Origin of the sequence: Leifsonia naganoensis (genome assembly GCF_013410615.1) — a bacterium.
GTDB classification, from domain to species: domain Bacteria; phylum Actinomycetota; class Actinomycetes; order Actinomycetales; family Microbacteriaceae; genus Leifsonia; species Leifsonia aquatica.
In genome coordinates, this window is record NZ_JACCHJ010000001.1 from 254,745 (window position 1) to 277,515 (window position 22,771).

The 22,771-nt window shown below is 71.7% G+C and carries 22 protein-coding genes and 1 pseudogene; 17 read left to right on the forward strand and 6 right to left on the reverse strand.

Going from position 1 to position 22,771, the window contains the following annotated elements:
* Nucleotides 1-55: 55 nt before the first annotated feature.
* Nucleotides 56-628: a TetR family transcriptional regulator gene (locus HNR14_RS01250; protein WP_179699450.1), complete on the reverse strand. Its 573-nt coding sequence runs from the start codon at nt 626-628 to the stop codon at nt 56-58.
* Nucleotides 625-1,335, reverse strand: a complete 711-nt coding sequence (locus HNR14_RS01255) for a DUF998 domain-containing protein (RefSeq protein ID WP_246311502.1) — start codon at nt 1,333-1,335, stop codon at nt 625-627. Before HNR14_RS01255 ends, HNR14_RS01250 begins: the two co-directional genes overlap by 4 nt.
* Nucleotides 1,336-1,477: 142 nt before the next feature.
* Between HNR14_RS01255 and HNR14_RS01260 the strand changes: the two genes are divergently transcribed.
* Nucleotides 1,478-2,206, forward strand: a complete 729-nt coding sequence (locus HNR14_RS01260; RefSeq protein ID WP_343064384.1) for an alpha/beta fold hydrolase — start codon at nt 1,478-1,480, stop codon at nt 2,204-2,206.
* Nucleotides 2,207-2,245: 39 nt separating this feature from the next.
* Here HNR14_RS01260 and HNR14_RS01265 read toward each other — a convergent pair whose 3' ends face one another.
* Nucleotides 2,246-3,451 carry a mechanosensitive ion channel domain-containing protein gene (locus HNR14_RS01265; protein ID WP_179699453.1) on the reverse strand — a complete coding sequence of 402 codons (1,206 nt, stop codon included), beginning with the start codon at nt 3,449-3,451 and terminating at the stop codon, nt 2,246-2,248.
* Between the two features lie 116 nt (nt 3,452-3,567).
* On the opposite strand from HNR14_RS01265, the gene HNR14_RS01270 reads away from it, so the two are divergent.
* Nucleotides 3,568-4,563: an SDR family oxidoreductase gene (locus tag HNR14_RS01270; protein ID WP_179699454.1), complete on the forward strand. Its 996-nt coding sequence runs from the start codon at nt 3,568-3,570 to the stop codon at nt 4,561-4,563.
* Nucleotides 4,564-4,576: 13 nt separating this feature from the next.
* Here the strand turns inward: HNR14_RS01270 and HNR14_RS01275 are convergent, their stop codons facing one another.
* Nucleotides 4,577-5,116 carry a COG4315 family predicted lipoprotein gene (locus HNR14_RS01275; RefSeq protein ID WP_179699455.1) on the reverse strand — a complete coding sequence of 180 codons (540 nt, stop codon included), beginning with the start codon at nt 5,114-5,116 and terminating at the stop codon, nt 4,577-4,579.
* A gap of 231 nt (nt 5,117-5,347) precedes the next feature.
* On the opposite strand from HNR14_RS01275, the gene HNR14_RS01280 reads away from it, so the two are divergent.
* From HNR14_RS01280 to HNR14_RS01310, 7 genes and pseudogenes are all read left to right on the forward strand, one after another.
* Nucleotides 5,348-6,544 (forward strand): ROK family transcriptional regulator, encoded by a 1,197-nt coding sequence (locus HNR14_RS01280; protein WP_179699456.1) that lies wholly within the window; start codon nt 5,348-5,350, stop codon nt 6,542-6,544.
* 69 nt (nt 6,545-6,613) lie between these two features.
* On the forward strand, nt 6,614-7,945 hold the full coding sequence (locus HNR14_RS01285) for an extracellular solute-binding protein (protein WP_179699457.1): 1,332 nt from the start codon (nt 6,614-6,616) through the stop codon (nt 7,943-7,945).
* A 1-nt stretch (nt 7,946) separates the two neighbouring features.
* Nucleotides 7,947-8,930 carry a carbohydrate ABC transporter permease gene (locus HNR14_RS01290; RefSeq protein WP_179699458.1) on the forward strand — a complete coding sequence of 328 codons (984 nt, stop codon included), beginning with the start codon at nt 7,947-7,949 and terminating at the stop codon, nt 8,928-8,930.
* Entirely contained in the window at nt 8,927-9,847 is a 921-nt protein-coding gene (locus HNR14_RS01295; protein ID WP_179699459.1) for a carbohydrate ABC transporter permease, read from the forward strand. The genes HNR14_RS01290 and HNR14_RS01295 overlap by 4 nt, the downstream gene beginning before the upstream one ends.
* 4 nt (nt 9,848-9,851) lie before the next feature.
* Nucleotides 9,852-11,123: a family 4 glycosyl hydrolase gene (locus HNR14_RS01300; RefSeq protein WP_179699460.1), complete on the forward strand. Its 1,272-nt coding sequence runs from the start codon at nt 9,852-9,854 to the stop codon at nt 11,121-11,123.
* The gene (locus tag HNR14_RS01305) at nt 11,111-12,115 is read left to right on the forward strand and encodes an N-acetylglucosamine kinase (protein WP_179699461.1); all 1,005 of its coding nucleotides are present in this window, start codon (nt 11,111-11,113) and stop codon (nt 12,113-12,115) included. The genes HNR14_RS01300 and HNR14_RS01305 overlap by 13 nt, the downstream gene beginning before the upstream one ends.
* Before the next feature lie 34 nt (nt 12,116-12,149).
* Nucleotides 12,150-12,773: pseudogene (locus HNR14_RS01310) on the forward strand (protein-L-isoaspartate(D-aspartate) O-methyltransferase); the annotation flags it as partial.
* Nucleotides 12,774-12,806: 33 nt separating this feature from the next.
* On the opposite strand, the gene HNR14_RS01315 reads toward HNR14_RS01310, so the two are convergent.
* Entirely contained in the window at nt 12,807-13,547 is a 741-nt protein-coding gene (locus HNR14_RS01315; protein ID WP_179699463.1) for a gamma-glutamyl-gamma-aminobutyrate hydrolase family protein, read from the reverse strand.
* A 144-nt stretch (nt 13,548-13,691) separates the two neighbouring features.
* Between HNR14_RS01315 and HNR14_RS01320 the strand changes: the two genes are divergently transcribed.
* The 7 genes from HNR14_RS01320 to HNR14_RS01350 all read left to right on the forward strand — a co-directional run bounded on the left by HNR14_RS01320 (nt 13,692) and on the right by HNR14_RS01350 (nt 21,131).
* Nucleotides 13,692-15,719, forward strand: coding sequence for a TPM domain-containing protein (locus HNR14_RS01320; protein WP_179699464.1), 2,028 nt, complete (start codon nt 13,692-13,694; stop codon nt 15,717-15,719).
* Nucleotides 15,720-15,793: 74 nt separating this feature from the next.
* On the forward strand, nt 15,794-16,564 hold the full coding sequence (locus tag HNR14_RS01325) for a PspA/IM30 family protein (RefSeq protein ID WP_021762434.1): 771 nt from the start codon (nt 15,794-15,796) through the stop codon (nt 16,562-16,564).
* 7 nt (nt 16,565-16,571) lie between these two features.
* A complete protein-coding gene (locus HNR14_RS01330) occupies nt 16,572-17,516 on the forward strand; it encodes an arginase family protein (RefSeq protein WP_179699465.1) in 945 nt (314 codons plus the stop codon).
* Nucleotides 17,517-17,538: 22 nt separating this feature from the next.
* On the forward strand, nt 17,539-18,324 hold the full coding sequence (locus tag HNR14_RS01335; RefSeq protein ID WP_179699466.1) for a crotonase/enoyl-CoA hydratase family protein: 786 nt from the start codon (nt 17,539-17,541) through the stop codon (nt 18,322-18,324).
* A gap of 55 nt (nt 18,325-18,379) precedes the next feature.
* The gene (locus HNR14_RS01340; RefSeq protein ID WP_179699467.1) at nt 18,380-19,831 is read left to right on the forward strand and encodes a dihydrolipoyl dehydrogenase family protein; all 1,452 of its coding nucleotides are present in this window, start codon (nt 18,380-18,382) and stop codon (nt 19,829-19,831) included.
* Nucleotides 19,828-20,229 carry a hypothetical protein gene (locus tag HNR14_RS01345; RefSeq protein ID WP_021763664.1) on the forward strand — a complete coding sequence of 134 codons (402 nt, stop codon included), beginning with the start codon at nt 19,828-19,830 and terminating at the stop codon, nt 20,227-20,229. The genes HNR14_RS01340 and HNR14_RS01345 overlap by 4 nt, the downstream gene beginning before the upstream one ends.
* A complete protein-coding gene (locus HNR14_RS01350) occupies nt 20,226-21,131 on the forward strand; it encodes an SDR family NAD(P)-dependent oxidoreductase (protein ID WP_179699468.1) in 906 nt (301 codons plus the stop codon). Before HNR14_RS01345 ends, HNR14_RS01350 begins: the two co-directional genes overlap by 4 nt.
* On the opposite strand, the gene HNR14_RS01355 is transcribed toward HNR14_RS01350, so the two are convergent.
* The gene (locus HNR14_RS01355) at nt 21,094-21,558 is read right to left on the reverse strand and encodes an SIP domain-containing protein (RefSeq protein ID WP_021763666.1); all 465 of its coding nucleotides are present in this window, start codon (nt 21,556-21,558) and stop codon (nt 21,094-21,096) included. The genes HNR14_RS01350 and HNR14_RS01355 overlap by 38 nt on opposite strands.
* A gap of 117 nt (nt 21,559-21,675) precedes the next feature.
* On the opposite strand from HNR14_RS01355, the gene HNR14_RS01360 reads away from it, so the two are divergent.
* Nucleotides 21,676-22,746 (forward strand): ATP-dependent DNA ligase, encoded by a 1,071-nt coding sequence (locus HNR14_RS01360; RefSeq protein ID WP_179699469.1) that lies wholly within the window; start codon nt 21,676-21,678, stop codon nt 22,744-22,746.
* Nucleotides 22,747-22,771: the final 25 nt, after the last annotated feature.

A 22,771-nucleotide genomic window follows, 5' to 3' on the forward strand; every position in this document is an offset into this window, starting at 1 on the left:
AGGGCGCCGGTTGGTCCCGCTGATGCTGAGTCTTCGCTGTGAGCGGTCGCGGAGGTCAGAGCGGCTCGTGCCCGAGCGCTCCCCAGCAGGTCGCGAGGATGAGCGGGCGCGCCTGCGCGGCCGTGGCCTCCTGGTCGTAGGTCAACGCGAGGACCGCGAGCGCGCCGATCGCGCCCGTGACACGCGCGCGACGCTCGATGTCGGTCTCCATGTGGAACATGTCGAAGAGCAGATCACCGATCTGGGCGAGCTGCTCCTCGAGGGCCTCGTCACGGAACGGCGGAACGGAGGCGAGCGCGAGCTCCGTCCAGCCGCGGCGAAGGAGCGCGAGATCGATGAGGCCGCGCAGCGCGGCGGCGTCACGATCGGGCCCGTCGGGGAGGTCGGCGACGGCCCCGTGCACCGCCCTGGTCTGCTCGACGCATTGCCGAAGGGCGGCGTCGACCAGCACCTCCTTGGACGGGAACCGGCCGAGCAGCCCGGTCTTCGAGTAGCCGGTCGCGTCGGCGACGGCCTGCACGGCGGTGTCGCGGAGGCCCTTGCGGGCGAGGAGGCCCGCGGTCGCATCGAGGATCGCGCGGTCGATCTCCTCGCTGGACGGCCGCACCGGGCGGACCGAGGGAGTCACGCGGCCACCTCGGCAGCCTCGGGTTCGCGGTCCGAGCGACGGGAGCGGCGGAGGCCGATGAGCGTGGCGGCTCCGGCGACGAGCTCCCACACGAGGATCGAATAGACCGAGCCCCGCTCCCACACTCCGTCGGGGAGCAGATCGATGGTGGCCGAGGACGAGTCGACTTCGAGCATCACGAGACTCACCAGGCCGATGATACCCAGTGCGAGACTGACCATCCCGAACCCGCGGTGCGTGTGCGACCGCAGGAACGCGGCGCCGGCGAGGATGGCGGCGGCGTTCCCGCCGACGATCGCCATGACGGCCCCGAGGATGTGGAGCACGATGAGGCCGTTGTCGGCGTTGGCCTGGCTGCCGTGGAACACACCCACCAACGCGATGCCGACGCCGTGCACGATCGCGGCGCCCACGAACCACCGGCGGAGGCGCGGCGATGCGGCGGCCACGTCGGCGCTGCGGGCGGCGAGGAGCGCGGCCGCGACGAAGAGCACGCCGTGCAGAACGTAGGCCGTGTTCATGACCGGGTTCAACGGCGAGTCGATGAAGCGGCCCTGGAAGGTGCCGACGCCGGGGACGCCGAGATCACTGATGTAGTTCGTCGCGTAGGAGTATCCCGGATACGCGGAGGCGGTGATCGCCTCCGCGGACAGGTAGACCACGCCGGCGAGGAGCCAGAGGATTCCGGAGTACAGTTTCGGTCGCATGCCGACCATTATAGTCGGGTGGATCATTCACGCGACGGCCCTAGCCGCGGGCGGGTGCGTCCCCTACTCTGTGGCTGTTCCACCGCCTCTCCCGCACGATCCCACTCCCCTCGTCCCGGTACGGCACCACGGAAGGAACCACGTGTCTCCGCTTCCCACCATCGTCCTCGTCCATGGAGCATGGGCGGACGCCTCCAGCTGGAACCCCGTCATCACGGCACTGCGCGAGCGCGACTTCACCGTGCTCACCGTGCCCAACCTCCTGCGCGGCGTCGCCGGCGACGCCGCCTACGTGGCGTCCGCGATCGCCCAGCGCACGAGCGGACCAGTCGTGCTGGCCGGGCACTCCTACGGCGGAGCCGTCATCAGCGGTGCCGCGCTCGGCGGCGGGGACGTGCGCGCACTCGTGTACGTCGACGCGTTCCTGCCCGACGACGGGGAGACGGTCGTCGGGCTGCTCGGCGGCACCGGGTCCGCGCTCGACGTGCCCGATCCGACGACCGTGCTCGACGTGGTCGGCTATCCGGGAGCCCCCGAGGGAGACGCGGACGCGTATCTGAAGGCGAGCACCGTGCACGAATCGTTCGCGCAGGACCTCGACCCCGACGTCCGCGAGCTCGTGTTCGCCACGCAGCGCCCCATCGCGCTGGCCGCCAACGTCGGCCCCGCCGGGCCTCCCGCGTGGCGTCAGCTGCCGAGCTGGACGCTCGTCGGCACCGAAGACCGCATCATCCCGCCCGCGGCCCAGCGTCGCATGGCCGAACGTGCCGGCTCCACCATCGTGGAGACCCCTGCCGGACACGTCTCCATGCTTGCAGCGCCGGATGTCGTGACCGGGGTGATCGTCGCCGCCGCGGAATCCCTCGGCTGAGCGACGCCGGCCGTGACGGACGACGTCCCCCACGCGTCCTCACGGCCGGGCCTGCTCCTCCTGACCGTCGGCGTCCGGCAGGATCACCGGGATCGCCTCGGTGAACTGCGCGCCGCGCTGCTCCTTCTCGGGCGAACCGCCGAAGAGCCGGGCGTCGTCGTTCGTCTGCGCCTGGGCCCGCGCCGGCGGCACGGAGGGGGCGGGAGGCTCCACCAGCTCCACGCGCGACCGCGGGAGCGACCCCGGTGCGTACCGCTGCATCCAGTCGATGAGGCGCTCGCGCACGAGGCACCGCAGGTCGAACAGGGTCGGGGCGTCCTTCGCGGTGACGAGGACGCGCACGCGCACCCAGCCGGCGACCGCGTCGGTCACCTGCAGGACGCCGGTGCGACCGTCCCACAGCTCGGTGGTGGCCAGGATGCGGTTGAGCTCGGAGCGCATCCCGCCCGGTGAGACGCGCCAGTCGAGGTCGAACTCGACCGAGCCGAGCAGCTCGCTGTGCTGGCGGGTCCAGTTCTCGAACGGCTTGGTGGTGAAGTACGTCGACGGCAGCACGAGGCGCCGGTCGTCCCACACGTGCACGACGACGTAGGTGAGGGTGATCTCCTCGATCGTGCCCCACTGCTGCTCGACCACGACGACGTCGTCGAGCCGGATGGCGTCGCTGAAGGCCAGCTGGATGCCCGCGAACAGGTTCGCCAGGCTGGACTGCGCGGCGACACCGGCGATGATGCCGATGACGCCCGCAGACGCGAGGAGGCTCGCCCCGGCCGCCTGCAGCGCCGGGAACGTGAGTAGCACCGCCCCCAGGCCGATCACGACCGCCGCCACGACCGTGAGGCGCCGAAGGATGAGGACCTGCGTCCGCACCTTGCGCGCGTAGCGGTTGTCCGGCACGTCGAGCCGGTAGCGCGCGAGACCCAGATCCTCCACGAAGACCACCATCGCCGCGGCGAACCAGACGCCGGTCACGATGGCCAGGATCAGCATCGTGTGGTGGATGCCCTGCTGCCAGCCGGCCGGGACCTCCGGCGGGAGGGAGATCGTGACGGCGATCCACAGGACGACGACGAGCAGGAACAGCCGGAACGGCACGCGCGCGTTCCGGATGAGCAGTTCGGGCCAGGTGCGCCGGCGGGCGAGCGCCCGCAGGACGGCGCCGACGATGGCGGTGACGACGATCGCGAGCACGACGGCGACGACGCACGCGACCGCGAGCCCTGGCCAGGTTCGGAGGGCGGACACGGCGGGAGGAGCTCCTTCGGGTTCGGGACGGGGGTGCCGTGGAGTGTACGCCCCGGCCGCGCTACGCTGAGGGCTTCGGGGGAATCGGTCGGTCGGCGAGGGAGCAGGAGACAGGCATGGCAGCGACACGGACACTCTTCGTCGGCGGCACGGGGGTCATCAGCTCCGCGTGCGTGGCGGAGGCGCTGGAAGCAGGGCACGAGGTCACCGTGGTCAACCGGGGATCGAGCGGCACGCGTCCACTGCCGGAGGGTGTCGAGGTGCTGCACGCCGACGTCCGCGACCCGGAGAGCGTGCACGCCGTGCTCGGTGAGCGCAGCTTCGACGTGGCCGCCGAGTTCCTCGCGTTCACGCCCGAGCACGTCCGCACCGACTTCGACCTGTTCGAGGGCCGCGTCGGCCAGTACGTCTTCATCAGCTCCGCCTCGGCCTACCAGAAGCCGCCGTCGCGCTCACCGGTGACGGAGTCCACGCCGCTGCGCAACCCGTTCTGGCAGTATTCGCGCGACAAGATCGCGTGCGAGGACCTGCTCGTCGAGGCCTACCGCGAGCGCGGGTTCCCGGTCACGATCGTGCGCCCGTCGCACACCTACGACCGCACCATGATCCCGACCAGCGGCCACTGGACCGACCTCGAGCGGATGCGCCGCGGCGCCCCCGTCGTCGTGCACGGCGACGGCACCAGCCGGTGGACGATCACGCACAACACCGATTTCGCCGTCGCCTTCACCGGCCTCCTGGGCCGCCCGGAGGCGGTCGGAGACACCTTCCACATCACCGGCGACGAGGCTCCCACCTGGGATCGCATCTACTGCGACCTCGCCGAGGCGCTGGGCGTCGAGGCCGAGCTGGTGCACGTCGCCAGCGAGTCCATCGCGGCCGTCGTCCCGGAGCTCGGGCCCGGCCTCCTCGGCGACAAGGCGCACTCGATGCAGTTCGACAACAGCAAGGTGCGCGCGCTCGTGCCGTCCTTCCAGCAGAAGGTGCCGTTCGCCCGTGGCGCCGGCGAGATCGTCGAGTGGTTCCTCGCCGACGCGTCCCGGCAGCGGGTCGACCCCGACCTCGACGCGGCGTTCGACCGCCTGGTCGAACACGCCCGCGCGTTCGGATGACCCGCGCCGCGCCTTATTTCGAGTAGCCGGAGCTCGCCCCTCCCGAGGTGGAGGTCGCGGCGGCGGCGATCTTCGTGCCGTCGGGCATGACGGCCCACCAGATGCCGCCCACGCCCTGCCCGGTCACGTCGCCGGCCGACGAGTCGCCCGCGAACGTGTAGAGCGGCCAGCCGTCGAGGGTGACCTGCTTGCCGCCGTCGACGCCCGTGATGGTGCCGACCGTGCCGGTGACGCCGGTGACGTCCGGCTTCGCGGAGTCGGTCTCGACGGCGGGCCACTGGGCGGCGCAGGCGCCCGAGCACGAGCTCGTCCCGGAGTTCTGCGTGTCCTTGTCGAACACGTAGACGGTGAGCCCCTTGCCGTCGACGACGACGGTTCCGAGGGACGTGTCGCCTGTCTTCAGCGCGGCGGCCGAGGCCGAACCGGAGGTGGAGGCGGAACTCGAGCCGCCTCCGGAGCTCGACGTGGAGGTTCCCGTGCCGGCCGAGCAGCCGGCCAGGGCGATCAGGGCCACCGCGGCAGCGGCGGCGAGTGCGGCGATTCTCGTTCTCATGATGGTGTTTCCCTTCCACGAGTGGCACGAGACCGCCCCACCTCCCGGTTCACCGCATCCCGAACCCCTCGCGATTTGTGCCAAATGTGGCGAATGGCGTCGGCTAACGCCACATTTGTGCCAAATGTGCGGGAGGGAGCCGCGGGGACGGGAGACGAAACACACGCTTTACTATTAAGAAACTTTCCTGATACATTCCCGTCAGATGATCGTTCCGACGGAGGGATGAGGATGGCCGACAGACCGGTTCGCGGCACGCCAGCATGGCTGCGCGAGACGAACGACCGCACGGCGCTCTCGCTGCTGCTCGAGCACGGCGTCCTCACCCGCAGCCGGATCGGCGAGCTCTCGGGCCTGTCGAAGCCGACCGCGGCGCAGATGGTGTCGCGCCTCGAGACCGCCGGCCTCATCCACGTCGTCGGCGAGGTCTCGGGAGGCCGCGGACCGAACGCGGCGAGCTACGCCGTGCGCACGGACCGGATGCTCGGCGTCGCGATCGACATCGATGCGACGGCGCTCCGCTCGACCGTGGTCGATGCCGCCGGCGGCGAGCACCCGATCGCCCTGACCCCGCTCGCCGCGCGCACGCCGGAGGACGACGTGCGCGTCGCGGTCGCCGCCGCCTGCGAGGCGGCCGACGTCGACGCCGAGCGCGTCCGCGCCGTCTGCATCGGCGTGCAGGGCGCGCTCGACCCGCGCACCGACGAGCTGACCTACATCGAGACGCTGCCGGAGTGGCCCAAGCAGGGCATCCTCCGCCGCCTCCAGGACGCCCTCGGCTACGACGTGCACATCGACAACGACGCCAACCTCGCCGCCATCGCCGAACGCGCCGACGGCGCCGGTCACGACGCCGGAGGCTTCGCGCTGCTCTGGATGGGCGACGGCCTCGGCCTCGCCGTCGACCAGGGCGGCGCCGTGCACCGCGGGGCCTCGGGCGGCGCGGGCGAGATCGGCTACCTCCCGATCCCCCGCGAGGCGGCCGAGCTCGACCCCGCCGCCCACGACCTCCAGGACCTCGTCGGCGGCCCCACGGTCGCGCGCCTCGCGGCCGCCCACGGCGTCACCGGGTTCGGGACGAGCGGCGATGCGGGCGCATCCGACTCCCCCGCGTCCGACTCGTCCGCCCCCGACTCCCCGGCCCTCGACGCGCTGATCGCCGAGCTCGCCCCGCGCGTCGCGGTCGGCGTCGTCCCCGTGCTGGCCCTCCTCGACCCCGAGCGCATCGTGCTCGGCGGCCCGACCGGCCGCGCCGGCGGCGCCCTGCTCGCCGAGCGCGTCACCGCGCTGCTCCGCGAGAAGTGGGGCTGCCCCACCATCGTCGCCACCGGCGTCCCCGCCCACCCCGTGCTCCGCGGGGCGCGGGAGCACCTCCTCGGCGAAGTGCGCGGTGCGCTCTTCGCCGAAGTGTCCCGGATCACCGTCTAGGGCACCGCACCACGGCACCACGCTCCGTCCATCTCTGCATCACGACCGGAATCAGTGAGGAAACCACCCGTGAAACACCGTCACATCGTCGCCGCGATCGGCATCGCCGCGGCCGCAGCACTCACCCTCGCCGGCTGCTCCGGCGGCTCCAGCGGCACCGCCTTCTCCGACACCACCCCGAAGGAGCTGTCGGGCACCGTCTCGTTCTGGCACTTCTTCTCCGACCGGGAGGCGGACGTCATCCAGTCCGTCGTCGACGACTTCGAGAAGAAGAACCCGAAGGTGAAGGTCGAGGTGCACTCCGGGCAGGATGACGAGAAGCTGCAGAAGGCCATCGCCACCGGCAGCAAGGTCGACGTCGGCCTCTCCTACTCCACGGACATCGTGGGCAACTTCTGCTCGAACGGGGCGTTCCGCAGCCTCAACAAGGTGATCGAGCGCGACGGCGTCGACATGAGCCAGTTCTCCGACACCGTGAAGTCGTACACCGAGTTCAAGGGCACCCGTTGCGCGATGCCGATGCTCGCCGACGTGTACGGCCTCTACTACAACACCGACCTCCTGCAGGCCGCCGGCTACACCGCGCCGCCGAAGACGCTCTCGGAGCTGGAGGCCATGGCCGACAAGCTCACCACCTTCAACGCCGACGGCTCCATCAAGACGCTCGGCTTCAACCCCACGATGGGCTGGTACGAGAACTCGGCCGCGCACTACGGGCCCGCTGCGGGCGCCGAGTGGCTGAAGGACGACGGCACGAGCGCGATCTCCTCCAGCCCCGGCTGGAGCGAGCTGATCCAGTGGCAGAAGGCCTACGTCGACAAGATCGGCTGGGACAAGCTCAACGCCTTCACCTCCGGCCTCGGCCAGGAGTTCTCGGCCGACAACGCCTTCCAGACCGGCCAGGTCGCGATGAACTTCGACGGCGAGTACCGCACCGCGTTCATCGCCGATCAGGCGAAGGGCCTGAAGTACGGCACGGCACCGTTCCCGACCGCGGACGACCACACCGACCTGTACGGCGGCGGCTACATCACGGGCAACATCATCGGCATCTCCAAGGGCTCCAAGCAGCCGGAGTTGGCGTGGGCGCTGCTGAAGTACCTCACCACCGACACCGACGCGGTCGTCAAGCTCGCCAACGGCCTGAAGAACGTGCCGACCACGAAGGACGCACTCACGTCGCCCAAGCTGGAGGTTTCGGACCAGTTCAAGACGTTCCTCGACATCTCGTCCGATAAGAACGTCCAGACGACGCCCGCCAGCCCGCTCGGCGCCGGCTACCAGAACTCGTTCCAGGACTTCTGGAACAAGTACCAGAGCCAGGGCGGCGACCTCCAGGCCGGCCTGAAGGACGTCGACAAGCAGATCGACGACGCGCTCGCACTGACCACCGGTCCGTGAGATGACGTCGACCATCGAACGCGCGGGGCGGGTCGCCGCCCGCCCCGCGCGGTCCTCCCGCTACCGCCGGCGCCGCAACCTGGTCACCCTGGCGTTGCTGGCGCCGACGCTCCTCGGCCTCGCGATCTTCTTCGTGTATCCGCTGATCGCCTCCGTCTACTACTCCTTCACCCGGTACGACCTCGTGTCCGCCCCGCAGTGGATCGGCCTGCGCAACTACGAGTACCTGTTCACGCAGGACCCGAACGTGTGGAAGGCGACGCTGAACACGCTGTGGTTCGTGGTCATCTGGGTGCCCGTGAAGACGGTGTTCGCCCTCCTGATCGCCGGCCTCCTCGCCCGGGCCAAGCGGGCGTCGGGATTCTGGCGCACCGTGTTCTACGTGCCGGCGCTCGTGCCACCGGTCGCCAGCGTCGTGGCCTTCGTGTTCCTCTTCAACCCGGGCACGGGCCCGGTCAACCAGGTGCTCGCCTGGTTCGGGATCAAAGGGCCGCTCTGGTTCAACGACCCGGCGTGGTCGAAGCCCTCGCTGGTGCTGCTCGGCATCTGGGTGATGGGCGACGTGATGATCATCTTCCTCGCCGCGCTGCTCGACGTGCCGAAGGACCAGTACGAGGCGGCCTCGCTCGACGGGGCGAACGGCGCGCAGAAGGTGCGCTTCATCACCATGCCGAGCATCGCTCCCGTGCTGATGTTCGCCGCGGTGACGGGGGTGATCGCGGCCATCCAGTACTTCACGGAGGCGGCCGTCGCCTCCTCCGTCGCCTCGGGCAAAGCCGTGGTCGGCGAGGGCATCAGCAACAACCTCGGCTACCCGGACGGCTCCCTGCTCACCTACACCCAGTGGCTCTACGTGCGCGGCTTCGGCACGTACCAGCTCGGCTACGCGTCGGCCCTCGCGGTGCTGCTGTTCGTCGTCGCGGCCGTGCTGCTCATCCTGATCCTGCGCCGGTTCAAGGCGTTCACACCGGAAGGCGCGCAATGACCACCGCCACCTCCTCCACCCCTCCGCTGGCACCCCCGGCGCCGAAGCGGCCCTCCCCCGCGAAGGGCGGCATCCCGACCCCGCGCTCGCTGCGCACGCGCCGCGTGCTGGGCTGGATCGCCGAGCACGCCGTCCTGGTCGTGCTCGCCGTGCTCTTCCTCGCGCCGGTCGTGTTCGTGCTGCTCACGTCGCTGATGTCGAGCCAGCAGACGCTGACCGCGTCGCTCTGGCCGCAGCCGTTCGCCTGGGACAACTACACGAAGGTCTTCACCTCCGTCCCGCTGGCGCAGTGGTTCGGCAACTCGGCCCTGTACGCGGTGCTCGCCACGCTCTTCATGCTGGTCTCCAGCGTGCCGGCGGCCTACGCCCTGGCCAAGATCAAGTTCCGCGGATCGGGCGTGCTGTTCACCGCGATCATCGTGGCGATGCTGCTGCCGCCGCAGGTGACGGCCATCCCCGTCTACGTGATGTGGTCGCAGCTCGGCCTCACCGGCACGCTCTGGCCGCTCATCCTGCCGAACCTGCTCGGGGACGCGTTCTCGATCTTCCTGCTGCGGCAGTTCTTCCTCACGATCCCGAGCGAGTACGCCGACGCGGCGCGCATCGACGGCAACGGCGAGTTCGGCGTGCTCTGGCGCGTCGTGCTGCCGATGGCGAAGCCGGGGATCGCGGCGACCGCGATCTTCATGTTCTTCGCGTCGTGGAACGACTACTACGGCCCGCTGCTCTACACCTCCGAGAACCCGGCCTCCTGGCCCGTGGCGTACGGCCTGGCCTCGTTCCGCGGGGTCCACGGCACGGACTGGGGGCTGACGATGGCGATGACCATGCTCGTGACCATCCCCGTCGTGATCATCTTCTTCTTCGCCCAGCGCGTCTTCGTGGAGGGCATCACTCTGACCGGCGTGAAGGGATAACGCGGTGAAACTGGCAGTCGTGGGTGGCGGATCCACCTACACCCCCGAATTGATCGACGGATTCGCGCGCATGCGCGACGTGCTGCCCATCGAGGAGCTCTGGCTGGTCGACACCGACCCGGAGCGCCTGCGCCTGGTGGGCGGGATGAGCGACCGGATGTTCCGCGCGGCGGGGCACACGGGCCGCATCGTCCCCACCTCCGACCTGGTCGCGGGCGTCGCCGACGCCGATGCCGTGCTCATCCAGCTCCGCGTCGGCGGCCAGGCCGCGCGGCACGGCGACGAGACGTTCCCGCACGAGTGCGGCTGCATCGGGCAGGAGACCACCGGTCCCGGCGGCTTCGCCAAGGCGCTGCGCACGGTGCCGGTCGTGCTGAGCGTCGCCGACGTGATCCGGAGACACGCCAAGCCCGACGCGTGGATCGTCGACTTCACGAACCCGGTCGGCATCGTGACCAGAGCACTGCTGAACGAGGGCCATCGCGCCGTCGGTCTCTGCAACGTCGCCATCGGCTTCCAGCGGCGCTTCGCGAACCTCCTGGGCGTGGACCACACGCAGGTGCAGCTCGGACACGTGGGGCTCAACCACCTCACGTGGGAACGCTCGGTCACGGTCACCGACGGCGGCGGCGCGCGGGATGCGCTTCCGGCGCTCCTCGGCGCCCACCTCGGCGAGCTCGCCGAGGAGATCGAGCTGCCCGCCTCCCTGATCTCCCTGCTCGGGAACGTGCCCAGCTACTACCTGCGCTACTACTACGCCCACGACGAGGTCTTGCGGGAGCAGCTCGACGCGCCCACCCGGGCCGAGGCCGTGCAGCGGGTCGAGCGCGAGCTACTGGAGCTGTACGCGGACCCCGCCGTCGACTCCAAGCCGGAGCAGCTGTCGCAGCGCGGCGGTGCCTTCTACTCGGAGGCCGCCGTCGACCTGATCGCCTCGCTCACCAGCGACCGCGGCGACGTGCAGGTCGTCAACCTGCGCAACGACGGCTCGCTGCCGTTCCTGCCGGACGACCACGTGATCGAGGTGCCCGCGACCGTGGGCGCCGCCGGGCTCTCCGCCCTGCCGATCGAGCCGCTTCCGGACGACATCCGCGGGCTCGTGTCGCACGTCGCCGGTTACGAGCGGCTCGCCCTCGACGCCGCGGTGCACGGTGGCCGGGACCGGGTCGTCCGGGCGATGCTGGCGCATCCGCTGGTCGGCCAGTACGACCGCGCGGAGAAGCTCACGGACCTCCTGATCGCCGGCAACCGGGAGCACCTCGCATGGGCGAAGTGACAGGAGCGGCGCGCCCGATCGCGATCGCGGTCGACGGCGGCGGCTCCAAGACGGACGCGGTGGCGCTCGAACTCGACGGGACGATCGCGGCGACGGCGCGCGCCGGGACCTCCAGCCCGCACCTGATCGGGATGGACGCCTCCGCGCGCCTCGTGGACGACCTGATCGAGCGACTGCTGGAGCAGACCGGGCCGCGCCCCCTCGCGAACGCCGGCATCTATCTCTCCGGGCTCGACCTCCCGGCCGAGGTCGCTGCGTTCCGCGCGGGCATCGCCGGGTACGCGTGGGCGGACGCGGTGGTCGACAACGATCTCTTCGCCCTCCTGCGCGCGGGCACGAGCGAACCCGACGCGGTCGCCGTCGTCTGCGGCACCGGCATCAACTGCGTCGGCGTGCGCGCCGACGGCGAGGTCGTGCGCTACCCGTCGCTCGGGATGACCTCCGGCGACTGGGGAGGCGGCTGGCACCTCGGCGAGCAGGCCCTGTGGCACGCCGCGCGAGCGGTCGACGGCCGCGGACCGGCGACCCTCCTGACCGCAGCCGTGCCCGTCGTCTTCGCGCTCCCCGACGTGCAGGCCGTGATCGAGGCCATCCACTTCGGGCGTGTGCCGAACGCCGACCTCGCGCGCATCGCCCCGTCGGTGTTCGCGTGCGCGCAGGACGGCGACGCGGTCGCCGTCGGGCTCGTCGACCGGCAGGCGGAGGAGATCGTGGCGTTCGCGGCGACGACCCTGCGGCGGCTGGCGCTGCTGGAGCGCCCCGTCCCCGTCGTGCTCGGCGGCGGCATCGTCGGGTCGCGGGATGCTCGTCTGCTGGACGGTGTGGAGAGCCGGCTCGCCGAGCGCGCGCCGCTCGCCCGCATCGAGCTCGTGACGGCGGCGCCCATCCTCGGCGCCGCACTGCTCGCGCTCGAAGGCGCCGGAGCGGACGCCGCCGCCCTCGAGATCGCGCGCGCGGGCCTGGCCGTGCGTCCGGCCGCGGTGGTTCACTAGGGGCACGGACAGCGAATACCTCACCGAGCGCCGCCGGATGGTCGAGAACCAGCTCGTCTCCCGCGGGATCGCGGACCAACGGGTCCTCGACGCGATGACCCGTGTGCCACGGCACGAGTTCGTCCCCGAGAGCCAGGTGCCGTACGCCTACGCCGACCGGCCCCTCCCGCTCGAGGACGGCCAGACGATCTCGCAGCCCTACATCGTCGCGCAGATGCTGGAGGCCGCCCGGATCGGGCCGGAGGACCGCGTGCTCGACGTGGGCACCGGCTCGGGATACGCGGCCGCGGTCGCTGCGGAGCTGGCGCACCGGGTGATCAGCATCGAGCGCATCCCGGACCTCGCGGTCACGGCGGCGGCGACGCTCGAAGCGCTCGGCTACCGGGTCGAGGTGATCACCGGGGACGGCACGCGCGGCTGGCCCGACGCGGCGCCGTACGACGCCATCGTGGCCGCGGCGACCGGCCCGTCCGTCCCGCAGGCGTGGCTGGACCAGCTCGCCCCCGGCGGCCGCATCGTCATGCCGGTGGGGCGCAGCGGAGGCGTCCAGCGGCTCGCGGTGTTCGAGCGCGACGCGGCGGGTGCGCTGCACGAGACGAACCTCGGCGCGGTGTCGTTCGTTCCGCTGGTCGGCGAGAGCGCCTGGCCGGAGGGCTGACCCCGGGGGTCCGGCGTGCGGGAAGTCCCGGCGTCAGGCCGCGACGGCGATGCGGGCGCGCAGCGTGCCGAGCAGCGCGGAGAGCTGGCCCGCGGGTGCGGCGATGTCCTCCGGGTGCCACTGCACGGCGAGCACGGGGGCGTCGGTGTGCTCGATCGCCTCGACGTGGCCGTCCGGCGCGCGGCCGGTGACGACCAGTCCCTCGCCCAGCGCGTCGACCGCCTGGTGGTGGGCGCTGCGCACGTCCACGACCGCCGAGCCCAGGAGCTGCGAGACGCGGCTCCCCGGCTCCAGCAGCACCGGATGGGTGGTCAGCACTTCGGGGATGGGCACCCCGCGGTTGACGTGCGGGGTGTGCTCGCCCAGATCCTGGACGAGTGTGCCGCCGAGGGCGACGTTGACGATCTGGAGGCCGCGGCAGATGCCCAGCAGCGGCGTGCGGCGCTCGACGGCCCGCCGCGCGAGAGCGAGCTGTGCGGCGTCGGCGACCTCGAGGTGGCGGCTCTCGTGCGCGTACCCGCCGGCGGCCCCGTAGAACCGCGGGTCGATGTCCTCGCCCCCGACGATCACGATCGCATCGGCGGTGTCCGTGCGCGCGAGCAGGGCGTCCTCGCCCGCGTCGGCCGCGAGCCGGCTGACCGCCCAGCCCTGGGCACGCGCCTCGGCGATCACCGCTCCGACCAGCAGCTGGACGTACGCGTGGTACTCCGGGTCGTGACCGCGGAAGCGGGTCGCCTCGACGACGGCGAGCGAGCGGGCACCGGATGCGGACACGGGCTCCTCCTCTCGCCGGGATGCGTCCGTCCATTCTGCGAGGGCTGCGCCGGGCGCGCATCCTCCTCCGTAACAGGCTGAAACAGTGACACCGTCGCACGGCCCCCATAGACTCGGCACGAAGTGTTCCTGGAGAGTGGGTGGATGCTCTTGCGACGTGTTCTGACCGGGGCCCTGCTGGCCGTCGCCCTCGTCGCGGGCCCGCTGGCCCTCGCGGGGCCGGCCTCCGCGCAGGATCCGGTGGACCTGGGCGCGAGCCACGTCGACGACGTCGCGGGCGTGCTCACCGACAGCCAGGGCGACGCGGTCGCCGCCGCCGCGGCGAAACTCGCCGACGACCACAAGATCGACCTCTTCGTCGTCTACGTCGACCGGTTCACGAACCCGACGGACGCCGCCGACTGGGCCAACGAGACGGCCGCCCAGAACAACCTCGGGCCGAACGACTACCTCCTGGCCGTGGCGACCGACGGCCGCGCCTACTACCTCTCGGGCGACGACGAAGGTCCGGTCAGCGCCGACCAGCTGGACCGGATCGAGCAGAACGACATCGAGCCCCAGCTGCGGGCCGGCGATTGGTCCGGCGCGGGGATCGCCGCCGCGCAGGGGCTCTCGGACGCGGTCGGCGGAGGCGGCGGCGGATTCTTCTGGTTCTTCCTGATCGCTGTGGTCGTCGTCGGGCTCATCCTCTTCTTCGTCCTCCGTTCGCGCCGCAAGAAGAAGGCGGGCGGGGCCGTCGCCGGCGCGCCGGGACAGCCGCAGAGCGAGCTGCAGACCATCCCGATCGAGGAGCTCCAGCGCCGCGCCGGATCGGCCCTCGTACAGACGGACGACGCCATCCGCACCAGCGAGGAGGAACTGGGCTTCGCGACGGCGCAGTACGGCGCGGACTCCGTGGTTCCGTTCCAGGCCGCGCTCGACCAGGCGAAGGGCCAGCTGCGGGAGGCGTTCACCCTCAAGCAGAAACTGGACGACGCCGAGCCGGACACCGACGAGCAGCGACGCGGGTGGAACATCCGCATCGTCGAGCTCTGCGCGGCGGCGAACCAGGCACTCGACGCCCAGGCGGACGCCTTCGACGAGCTCCGGTCGCTCGAGAAGCGCATCCCGGCGGCCTCGACGGAGGTGGCGACCGCCGCTCAGGAGGTCACCGCCCGCGTCGAGCAGACGCGCGCGACCGTGGCCGCGCTCGGCCAGCGCTACACGGACGCCTCGCTCGCGACCGTGAGCGACAACGTCGACCAGGCGACGCAGCGTCTCGCCTTCGTGCAGACCGCGCTCGCGGCCGCGGCGCAGAAGGCGGGCGCGGGCGACACCAGCGCCGCCGCGATCGGCGTCCGCGCTGCCGAGGAGTCGGTCGACCAGGCCAAGCTGCTGCTCGACGCCGTCGACCGCGTCGCGGCCGACCTGGCGACGACCCAGCAGTCGATCGACACCGTCCTCCCCGAGCTCGAGAGCGACCTCGCCGAGGCACGGGCACTGGCCGCCACCGGCGATCCGGGCGGCACGATCGCGGGTGTCATCGCGAGCACCGAGCAGACCGTGACGGACGTGCGGGCGAAGCTGGCCGCGGGCCCGATCAACCCCCTCGAGATCGCGCAGCGCCTCGACGGCGCCAACCGGTCGATCGACGGCGTGCTCCAGGGCATCCGGGACGCCCGGCTGCAGACCCAGCGCGCCCAGTCGTCGCTCCAGCAGACGCTGCTGGCGGCGAAGGCGCGCGTGTCGGCCTGCGAGGACTTCGTCACCGCCCGGCGCGGCGCCGTCGGTCCGGAGGCACGGACCCGCCTCGCCGAAGCCGGACGGCTCGTCGTGCAGGCCGAGCAGACCGCCGCGTCCGATCCGGTGGCGGCGCTCGCCCAGGCGCAGCGCGCGGCGCAGCTCGCCGACGAGGCGACCCAGCTCGCCCAGCGCGACGTGGGCGGCTTCCAGCCGCAGCAGGGCGGCCTCGGCGACATCTTCGGCGGCGGCACCACCCAGAGCCAGAGCGGCGGCGGCAACGGCGCGATGGGCGCCATCCTCGGCGGCATCCTGATCAACTCCGTCCTGAGCGGCGGGATGTTCGGCGGAGGGGGCGGCGGCTTCGGCGGAGGCGGCGGCGGGGGCGGCTTCAGCTCCGGCAGCTTCGGCGGCGGGGGCACGCGCACCCGGCGCGGAGGCGGACGCTTCTAGACGCACCAGACGGACCCAGCGCCCCATCCGGGGCGGGAGACGCCTCCTTCGGGGGGAGAGGAAAGGAAGAGCACATGGCAAAGCAGTCCATCTTCGGGCGCATCTCGCAGCTCCTGAAAGCGAACATCAACTCCCTCCTCGACCAGGCGGAGGATCCGGAGAAGATGCTGGACCAGATGGTCCGCGACTTCACCAACAGCATCGCCGACGCCGAGAGCGCCATCGCCGAGACCATCGGCAACCTGCGGCTGCTCGAAGACGACCACCGCGAAGACGTGGAGGCCGCCGAGGACTGGGGCCGCAAGGCGCTCGCCGCGAGCAAGCAGGCCGACACCTACCGCTCCTCCGGCGACACCGCGAACGCCGACAAGTTCGACAACCTGGCCAAGGTCGCGCTGCAGCGGCAGATCTCGTCCGAGAACGAGGCGAAGGCCGCCGAGCCGCAGATCGCCGCGCAGACCGAGGTCGTCGACAAGCTCAAGTCGGGCCTGAACGGCATGAAGGAAAAGCTCGAACAGCTCAAGAGCAAGCGGTCGGAGCTGATCGCGCGCGCGAAGAGCGCTCAGGCGCAGGCGCAGGTCATCGACGCGGTCAAGAGCGTCGACATCCTCGACCCCACAAGCGAGGTCTCGCGCTTCGAGGAGAAGATCCGGCGCGAGGAGGCCCGCGTGCGCGGCGCCCAGGAGCTGGCCGCGTCGAGCCTCGACGCCCAGTTCAACGACCTGGACGACCTCGGCGAGCTGACCGAGGTGGAGGCCCGGCTCGCTGCGCTCAAGACCGGTGGAGCGCAGCCGGCGGTGACGGCCGACCCTGCCCCCTCCGCTCCCTACACCCCGGGGCAGTGACCGCCCGGTGACTGCAGCATCCTTCCTGGTCGTTCCGCAGTGGCAGGGCTCGGGATCGTCGCGCGCCATGCGGCTGATCGACGGTGCGGAGGCCATCCGCGGCGATCTGCCGGCGAGCGCCACCCACACGGTCTCCGTGCCCTCCGCGGCGGGCGACGCGCTGGGCACCGGCGTGCACCGGTTCTCATCGCTCACCCTCGTCCGTGAGCTGGCGACGGCGGAGCTCTCCCTGCTCGAGGCGCCGGTCGTGACGGTCGGCGGCGACTGCGCCGCCGACCTCGCGAGCGTGCAGCACGCCGTCGCGGCGCATCCCAGCGGCGCCGTGGCGGTCGTGTGGTTCGACGCCCACGGCGACCTCAACAACGTGTCGACGTCGCCCTCCGGCGCCTTCCACGGGATGGTGGCGCGGGCGCTGCTCGGCGACGGACCGGACGGCCTGGCCTCGGCCGGCGCGGCGCGGCTGCCGGCCGCGAACCTGGTGCTCGCCGGCACCCGGTCGCTGGACGACGGCGAGTCCGCGTTCGTGGATCGCGCCGGGATCCGGGTCGTCGCGCCCGGCGAGCTGGATGACGCGGACGCCGTCGTCCGCGCCGTCGAGGCGACCGGTGCGACGGCCGTGTACGTGCATGTGGACCTCGACGTGCTCGATCCGGCGCACATCGACGGCATCGGCTACCCCGAGCCGTTCGGGGTGACGCCGGCCGCCCTGTGCGATGCCATCCGGGCGCTGCGGGCGCGGTTCGAGCTCGCCGGGGCGGGGGTGACCGAGTTCGCTCCCGAGTCGCCGGAGGCGGCGGGACGCGATATGCCCGTGATCCTGCGCATCCTCGGTGCGCTGACGGGCCCGATCGGCAGCGGCGGACCCGCGGCCTCCAGCAGCACGTCGTCATCCACAGGGGCCGGGCCACGGCACGCCTCCACAGATCCCGACCTCCCGGATGACGCCCTCTGACGCGGCGGGTAGCTTGGAATCCATGAGCGAACCCAAGATCCGCACCGAGCGCAGGGGCCATGTCCTGCTCATCGGCTTCAACCGCCCCGAGAAGCGCAACGCCGCCGATTACGAGCTGCTCTCCGCGCTCGCAGACGCGTACGGCGAACTGGAGCGGGATCCGGAGCTGCGGGTCGGACTCGTGCACGCGGTCGGCGACCACTTCACGGCCGGGCTCGACCTCGCCGACCTCGGCCCGCGGATCGGCCCCGACGGGCTCTCGTTCGTGGGCGAGGGCGGTCTCGATCCCTGGCAGGTCTCGGGGACGTCTCTGACGAAGCCGGTCGTGGTCGCCGTGCAGGGCACGTGTCTCACGCTCGGCATCGAGCTCATCCTGGCGTCCGACATCACCGTCGCCGCGCGTTCGACGACCTTCGGCCAGATCGAGGTCACCCGCGGCATCCTGCCGTTCGGGGGCGCGACGCTGCGCTTCCCGCGCGCCGTCGGGTGGGGCAACGCGATGCGCTACATCCTGACGGGCGACACCTTCGACGCCGCCGAGGCCCACCGCATCGGCCTCGTGCAGGAGGTCGTGGACGACGGCGAGCAGTTCGACCGCGCGCTCGCCATCGCCGAGCGGATCGCAGCGCAGGCGCCGCTCGCCGTGCAGGCGGCGCTCGCCAACGCGAAGCGCGCCGTGCGCGAGGGCGACGCGGCGGCGGAGGCGGAGCTGCAGCCGACGCTGGTGCGGCTCGTCACGAGCGAGGACGCCCGCATCGGCATGGAGGCCTTCCTCTCCCGCACCGAGGCGCGGTTCGTCGGCCGTTGACCCCCGCATCGCACCCGGCTCGACACGATCGCCCGACACGACAGAAGGAGACAGCATGACCAGCACTGAGTACGACGTCATCGTGATCGGAGCCGGCGCCGTCGGCGAGAACGTCGCCGACCGCGCCGTTCAGGGCGGGATGCGCACCGTGATCGTCGAGGCCGAGCTGGTCGGCGGCGAGTGCTCCTACTGGGCGTGCATGCCCTCCAAGGCCCTCCTGCGCAGCGGGGCCCTGCTCCGGGCGGCGTCCCGGGTGGGCGGGACGCGCGAGGCGATCACCGGACCGCTCGACGTCGAGGCGGTGCTCAAGCGCCGCGACCAGATGACGAGCGACTGGAAGGACGACGGCCAGGTCTCCTGGCTCGAGAGCGCCGGGATCGACCTGGTGCGCGGCTGGGCGGTCATCACCGCCCCGAAGGAGGTCACGGTCACCGCCGAGGACGGCACGGTCACCGTGCTGACGGCGAAGCACGCCGTCGCGGTCAGCACCGGCTCCGCCGCCCTCCTCCCGGACATCCCCGGACTGCGCGACAGCGAGCCCTGGACGAGCCGCGACGCGACGAGCGTGCAGCGCGTGCCGGTGTCCCTGGCGATCCTCGGCGGCGGAGTCGTCGGGGTCGAGATGGCCACGGCGTACGCGGGCTTCGGCACCGAGATCCACCTCATCTCCCGCGGCGCGCTCCTGGCGAACGACGAGCCGTTCGCCGGCGAGGCCGTGGCGGCGTCGCTGCGCGAGCTGGGCGCGAACGTGCACCTCGACGTCTCCCCGACCTCGGTCGAGCGGATCGACGGCGACCGGTTCCGCATCGTGCTCGACGACGGCAGCACGGTCGAGACGGACGAGTTCCTCGTCGCGACCGGGCGCCTCCCCCGCACCTCGGGCCTCGGCCTCGACGCCTTCGGGCTCGAGGACGGCGGCTGGCTGCAGGTCGACGACAGCATGCGCGTGGTCGGCGCCAACGGCGAGCCCGCGGTCGAGGGCGGCTGGCTCTACGGTGTGGGCGACGTCAACCACCGCGCACTGCTCACCCACCAGGGCAAGTACCAGGCCCGCGCGGCCGGCGACGCGATCGCGGCACGCGCCCACGGCACGCACGTCTCCCTGGAACCGTGGGGCACCTACGTCGCGACCGCGGACCACCAGTCCGTGCCGCAGGTGACCTTCACCGACCCGGAGGTCGCGTCGGTCGGGCTGACCGCTGCCGCGGCGGAGAAGGCCGGCTACCGCATCCGCGTCGTCGACTACCAGATCGGCTCGGTGAGCGGGGCCTCCATCGCCTCGGACAACTACGAGGGCCAGGCGCGCATGGTCGTCGACGAGGACCGCCAGGTCGTGCTCGGCGTCACGTTCGTCGGTCAGGACGTCGGGGAGCTGCTGCACTCGGCAACCATCGCGGTCGTCGGCGAGGTGCCGCTGTCCCGGCTGTGGCACGCGGTGCCGTCGTATCCGACGATCAGCGAGGTCTGGCTGCGTCTGCTCGAGACCTACGGCCGGCCCACCTCGTGAGCACGCGCGACCGGATCGGGGACGCGATCGACCGGAGCGCGCTGGGCCGGCTGCTGTTCGACTCGCCGATCAGCTGGCTGGGCTACCTCTACGCCACGGCCGTCGGCCTGACCTGGGGCTTCATCTGGAGCACGGGCCGGGTCGAGCGCCGCGCGGGGCTCTTCGTCTTCCGCGGGATGCCCCCGCGGACGTTCGGCCGCGGCGGATCGTGCGTCGGCCAGTGCTACCTCACCGACCAGAACGTGAGCGACGACATCCTCGAGCACGAGGCCGTGCACAAGCGGCAGTGGCAGCGCTACGGGATGGTGTTCCCGCTGCTCTACCTGCTGTCCGGGCGCGACCCCCTGCGCAATCGATTCGAGATCGAGGCGGGCCTCGAGAAGGGCGGATACCGATGAGCGACGCGGCCGAAGCGGAGCAGACGGAGCAGTCGAAGCGGGCGGAGGGCGCGTCGCGGCGACGCACCATCGTGCTCACCGGAGCGAGCTCCGGGATCGGCACGGTCGCGGCCGAGCAGCTCTCGGCCCTCGGCAACGAGGTCGCGGTCGTCGGGCGCAACCCGGAGCGCACGCGGGCGATCGCCGAGCGGATCGGGGCGACGCCGTTCCTCGCCGACTTCGAACGACTCGACGACGTGCGAGCCCTTGCGGATGCCCTGCTCGACCGGTACGAGACGATCGATGTGCTTGCGAACAACGCCGGCGGCCTCAACCGCCGGCGCGAGCTGACCATCGACGGGCACGAGCGCACGATCCAGAACAACCACCTGGCGCCATTCCTGCTCACCCACCTGCTCCGCCCGCGCCTGGAGGAGACGGCCGCCCTCGGCCGCGACGTGCGGGTCGTCAACACCGCCAGCCTCGCGAACCGGTTCGGCAGCCTCCGCCTGGACGACCTCGACTGGGAGCGCCGCCGCTGGGCCGGCGGCTGGCGGGCCTACGGCACGGCCAAGCTCGCGACGATCCTGTTCACGGTCGAGCTCGCCGAACGCCTCACCGGGACGGGTGTGACGGCGTACTCGTTCCATCCCGGGACGATCGCCACGAACTTCGGGCGCACCTCTCCGCTCATCCGCTTCGGCGCGCTCGTGACCCGCGGCACGTACGGCATCCCGGTCGAGGAAGGGGCGGCACCGCTGGTCAGGCTGGCAGCGGAGTCACCGGTGCTCGCACCCAGCGGGACCTACTTCGACCGGTTCACCGTCAACGGAGCCACCACGGCGCAAGCGAAGGACGCACAGCTCGGGCGCGACCTCTGGACGGTCACACAGACGCTGGTCGGTGTGGGCGCTCCGGTGTGACGACCGCGTCGCGGTCCATCCCGACCTCCGCCTGGAGCAGCTCGCGCACCTCGGTCACGAGCGAGAAGCCGCCGGTCACGATCGCCTGAGTGGCGCCGGGACCATCGCACAGCATCTCCGTCGCCCACGCACGCACGGCCCGGGTGGCCGCAGCTCCGCGGGCGCAACGCTCCCCGGTCCCGGGACGGCCGGAGCGCGTCGCGCGCGTCAGCCAGGTCACCGTCATGCGGATCGGGGCGGAGATCGGCGCGATGTGGTCGGCGTCCTCCACCTCCAGGAACACGCGGCCGCGGGCGCAGAGCGGGAGCAGAGCGAGTTCGGCCTCGACCTCGGAAAGAGAGGTCTCGTCGCCCACCACGAGGAACTGCACGCGGTCGTCGTGGTGCGCCGTCTCGGCGGTGTGGGAGGAATGGTCGGGTCGGTGCATCTCGCTTTCGAGTATAGGGCAGGCTTACCTAACCTCAACTGGGCGTTCCCGACCTCGAAGCCGACATCCAGACAGCGCGCCCTTCCCCTCCCCCGGCGCACGCGGGAAGATCGAGGCATGCGCCCCAGTCCGGACTCCCCCGTCGCACCGATGCTCGCCAAGGCCGTCCCCGCGGTCCCCGACCCGGACTCGGTGGAGGGCGGTCTCAGCTACGAGCCGAAGTGGGACGGCTTCCGGGCGATCGTGTACGCAGAGCCCGGCGATGGGGAGACCATCGGCACGGTCGAGATCGGCAGCCGTGGCTCCAAGATGCTGACCCGATACTTCCCGGAGCTGGTCGAGGCGTTCCGCCGGCTGCTGCCCGGGCCGTGCGTGCTCGACGGCGAGATCGTCGTCCCGACCGGCGAGAGCGGGCGCCAGCGGCTCGACTGGGAGGCGCTGTCGCAACGCATCCACCCCGCAGCCAGCCGCGTGAAGCTCCTCTCCGAGGAGACGCCCGCCACCTTCATCGCGTTCGACCTGATCGCCCTCGGCGACGAGTCGTACCTCGACCGTCCCTTCGGCGAGCGCCGTGCAGCCCTGGAGGAGTTCGCCGCCGACCTCCCGGCGCCGATCGCCCTCACCCGGACCACCACCGATGTGGACCTCGCCCGCGAGTGGCTGGTCGAGTTCGAGGGCGCGGGGCTCGACGGCGTCGTCGCCAAGCCGCTCGCCGGGCTGTACGCCCCCAACAAGCGCACACTGCTGAAGATCAAGCACCACCGCACCGCCGACGTCGTCGTGCTCGGCTACCGCATCCACGCGAGCGGGCGCGGCGTCGGCTCCCTGCTGCTCGGCCTCTACGACGCCGACGGCACGCTCCGCAACGTCGGCGGCGTCTCGGCCTTCAGCGATGCCACCCGGCTCGCGCTCATCGACGAGCTGGAACCGCTGGTCGAACGCGACGAATCGGGCGACGCCGTGAAAGGCGAGACGGAGCGCAGCCGGTTCTCCGCCGGCAAGGACGTGTCGTTCGTACGGCTGCGTCCCGAGCGGGTGCTGGAGGTGCGGTACGACCAGATGGAGGGGATGCGGTTCCGCCACACGGCGCAGTTCGAGCGCTGGCGCCTCGACCGGGAGGCGCGATCGTGCACCTTCGAGCAGCTCGACCGTCCGCTGGCCTACGACCTCGGCGACGTGCTCACCTGAGCCGATCCGCTCGCGCCGCCCCCAC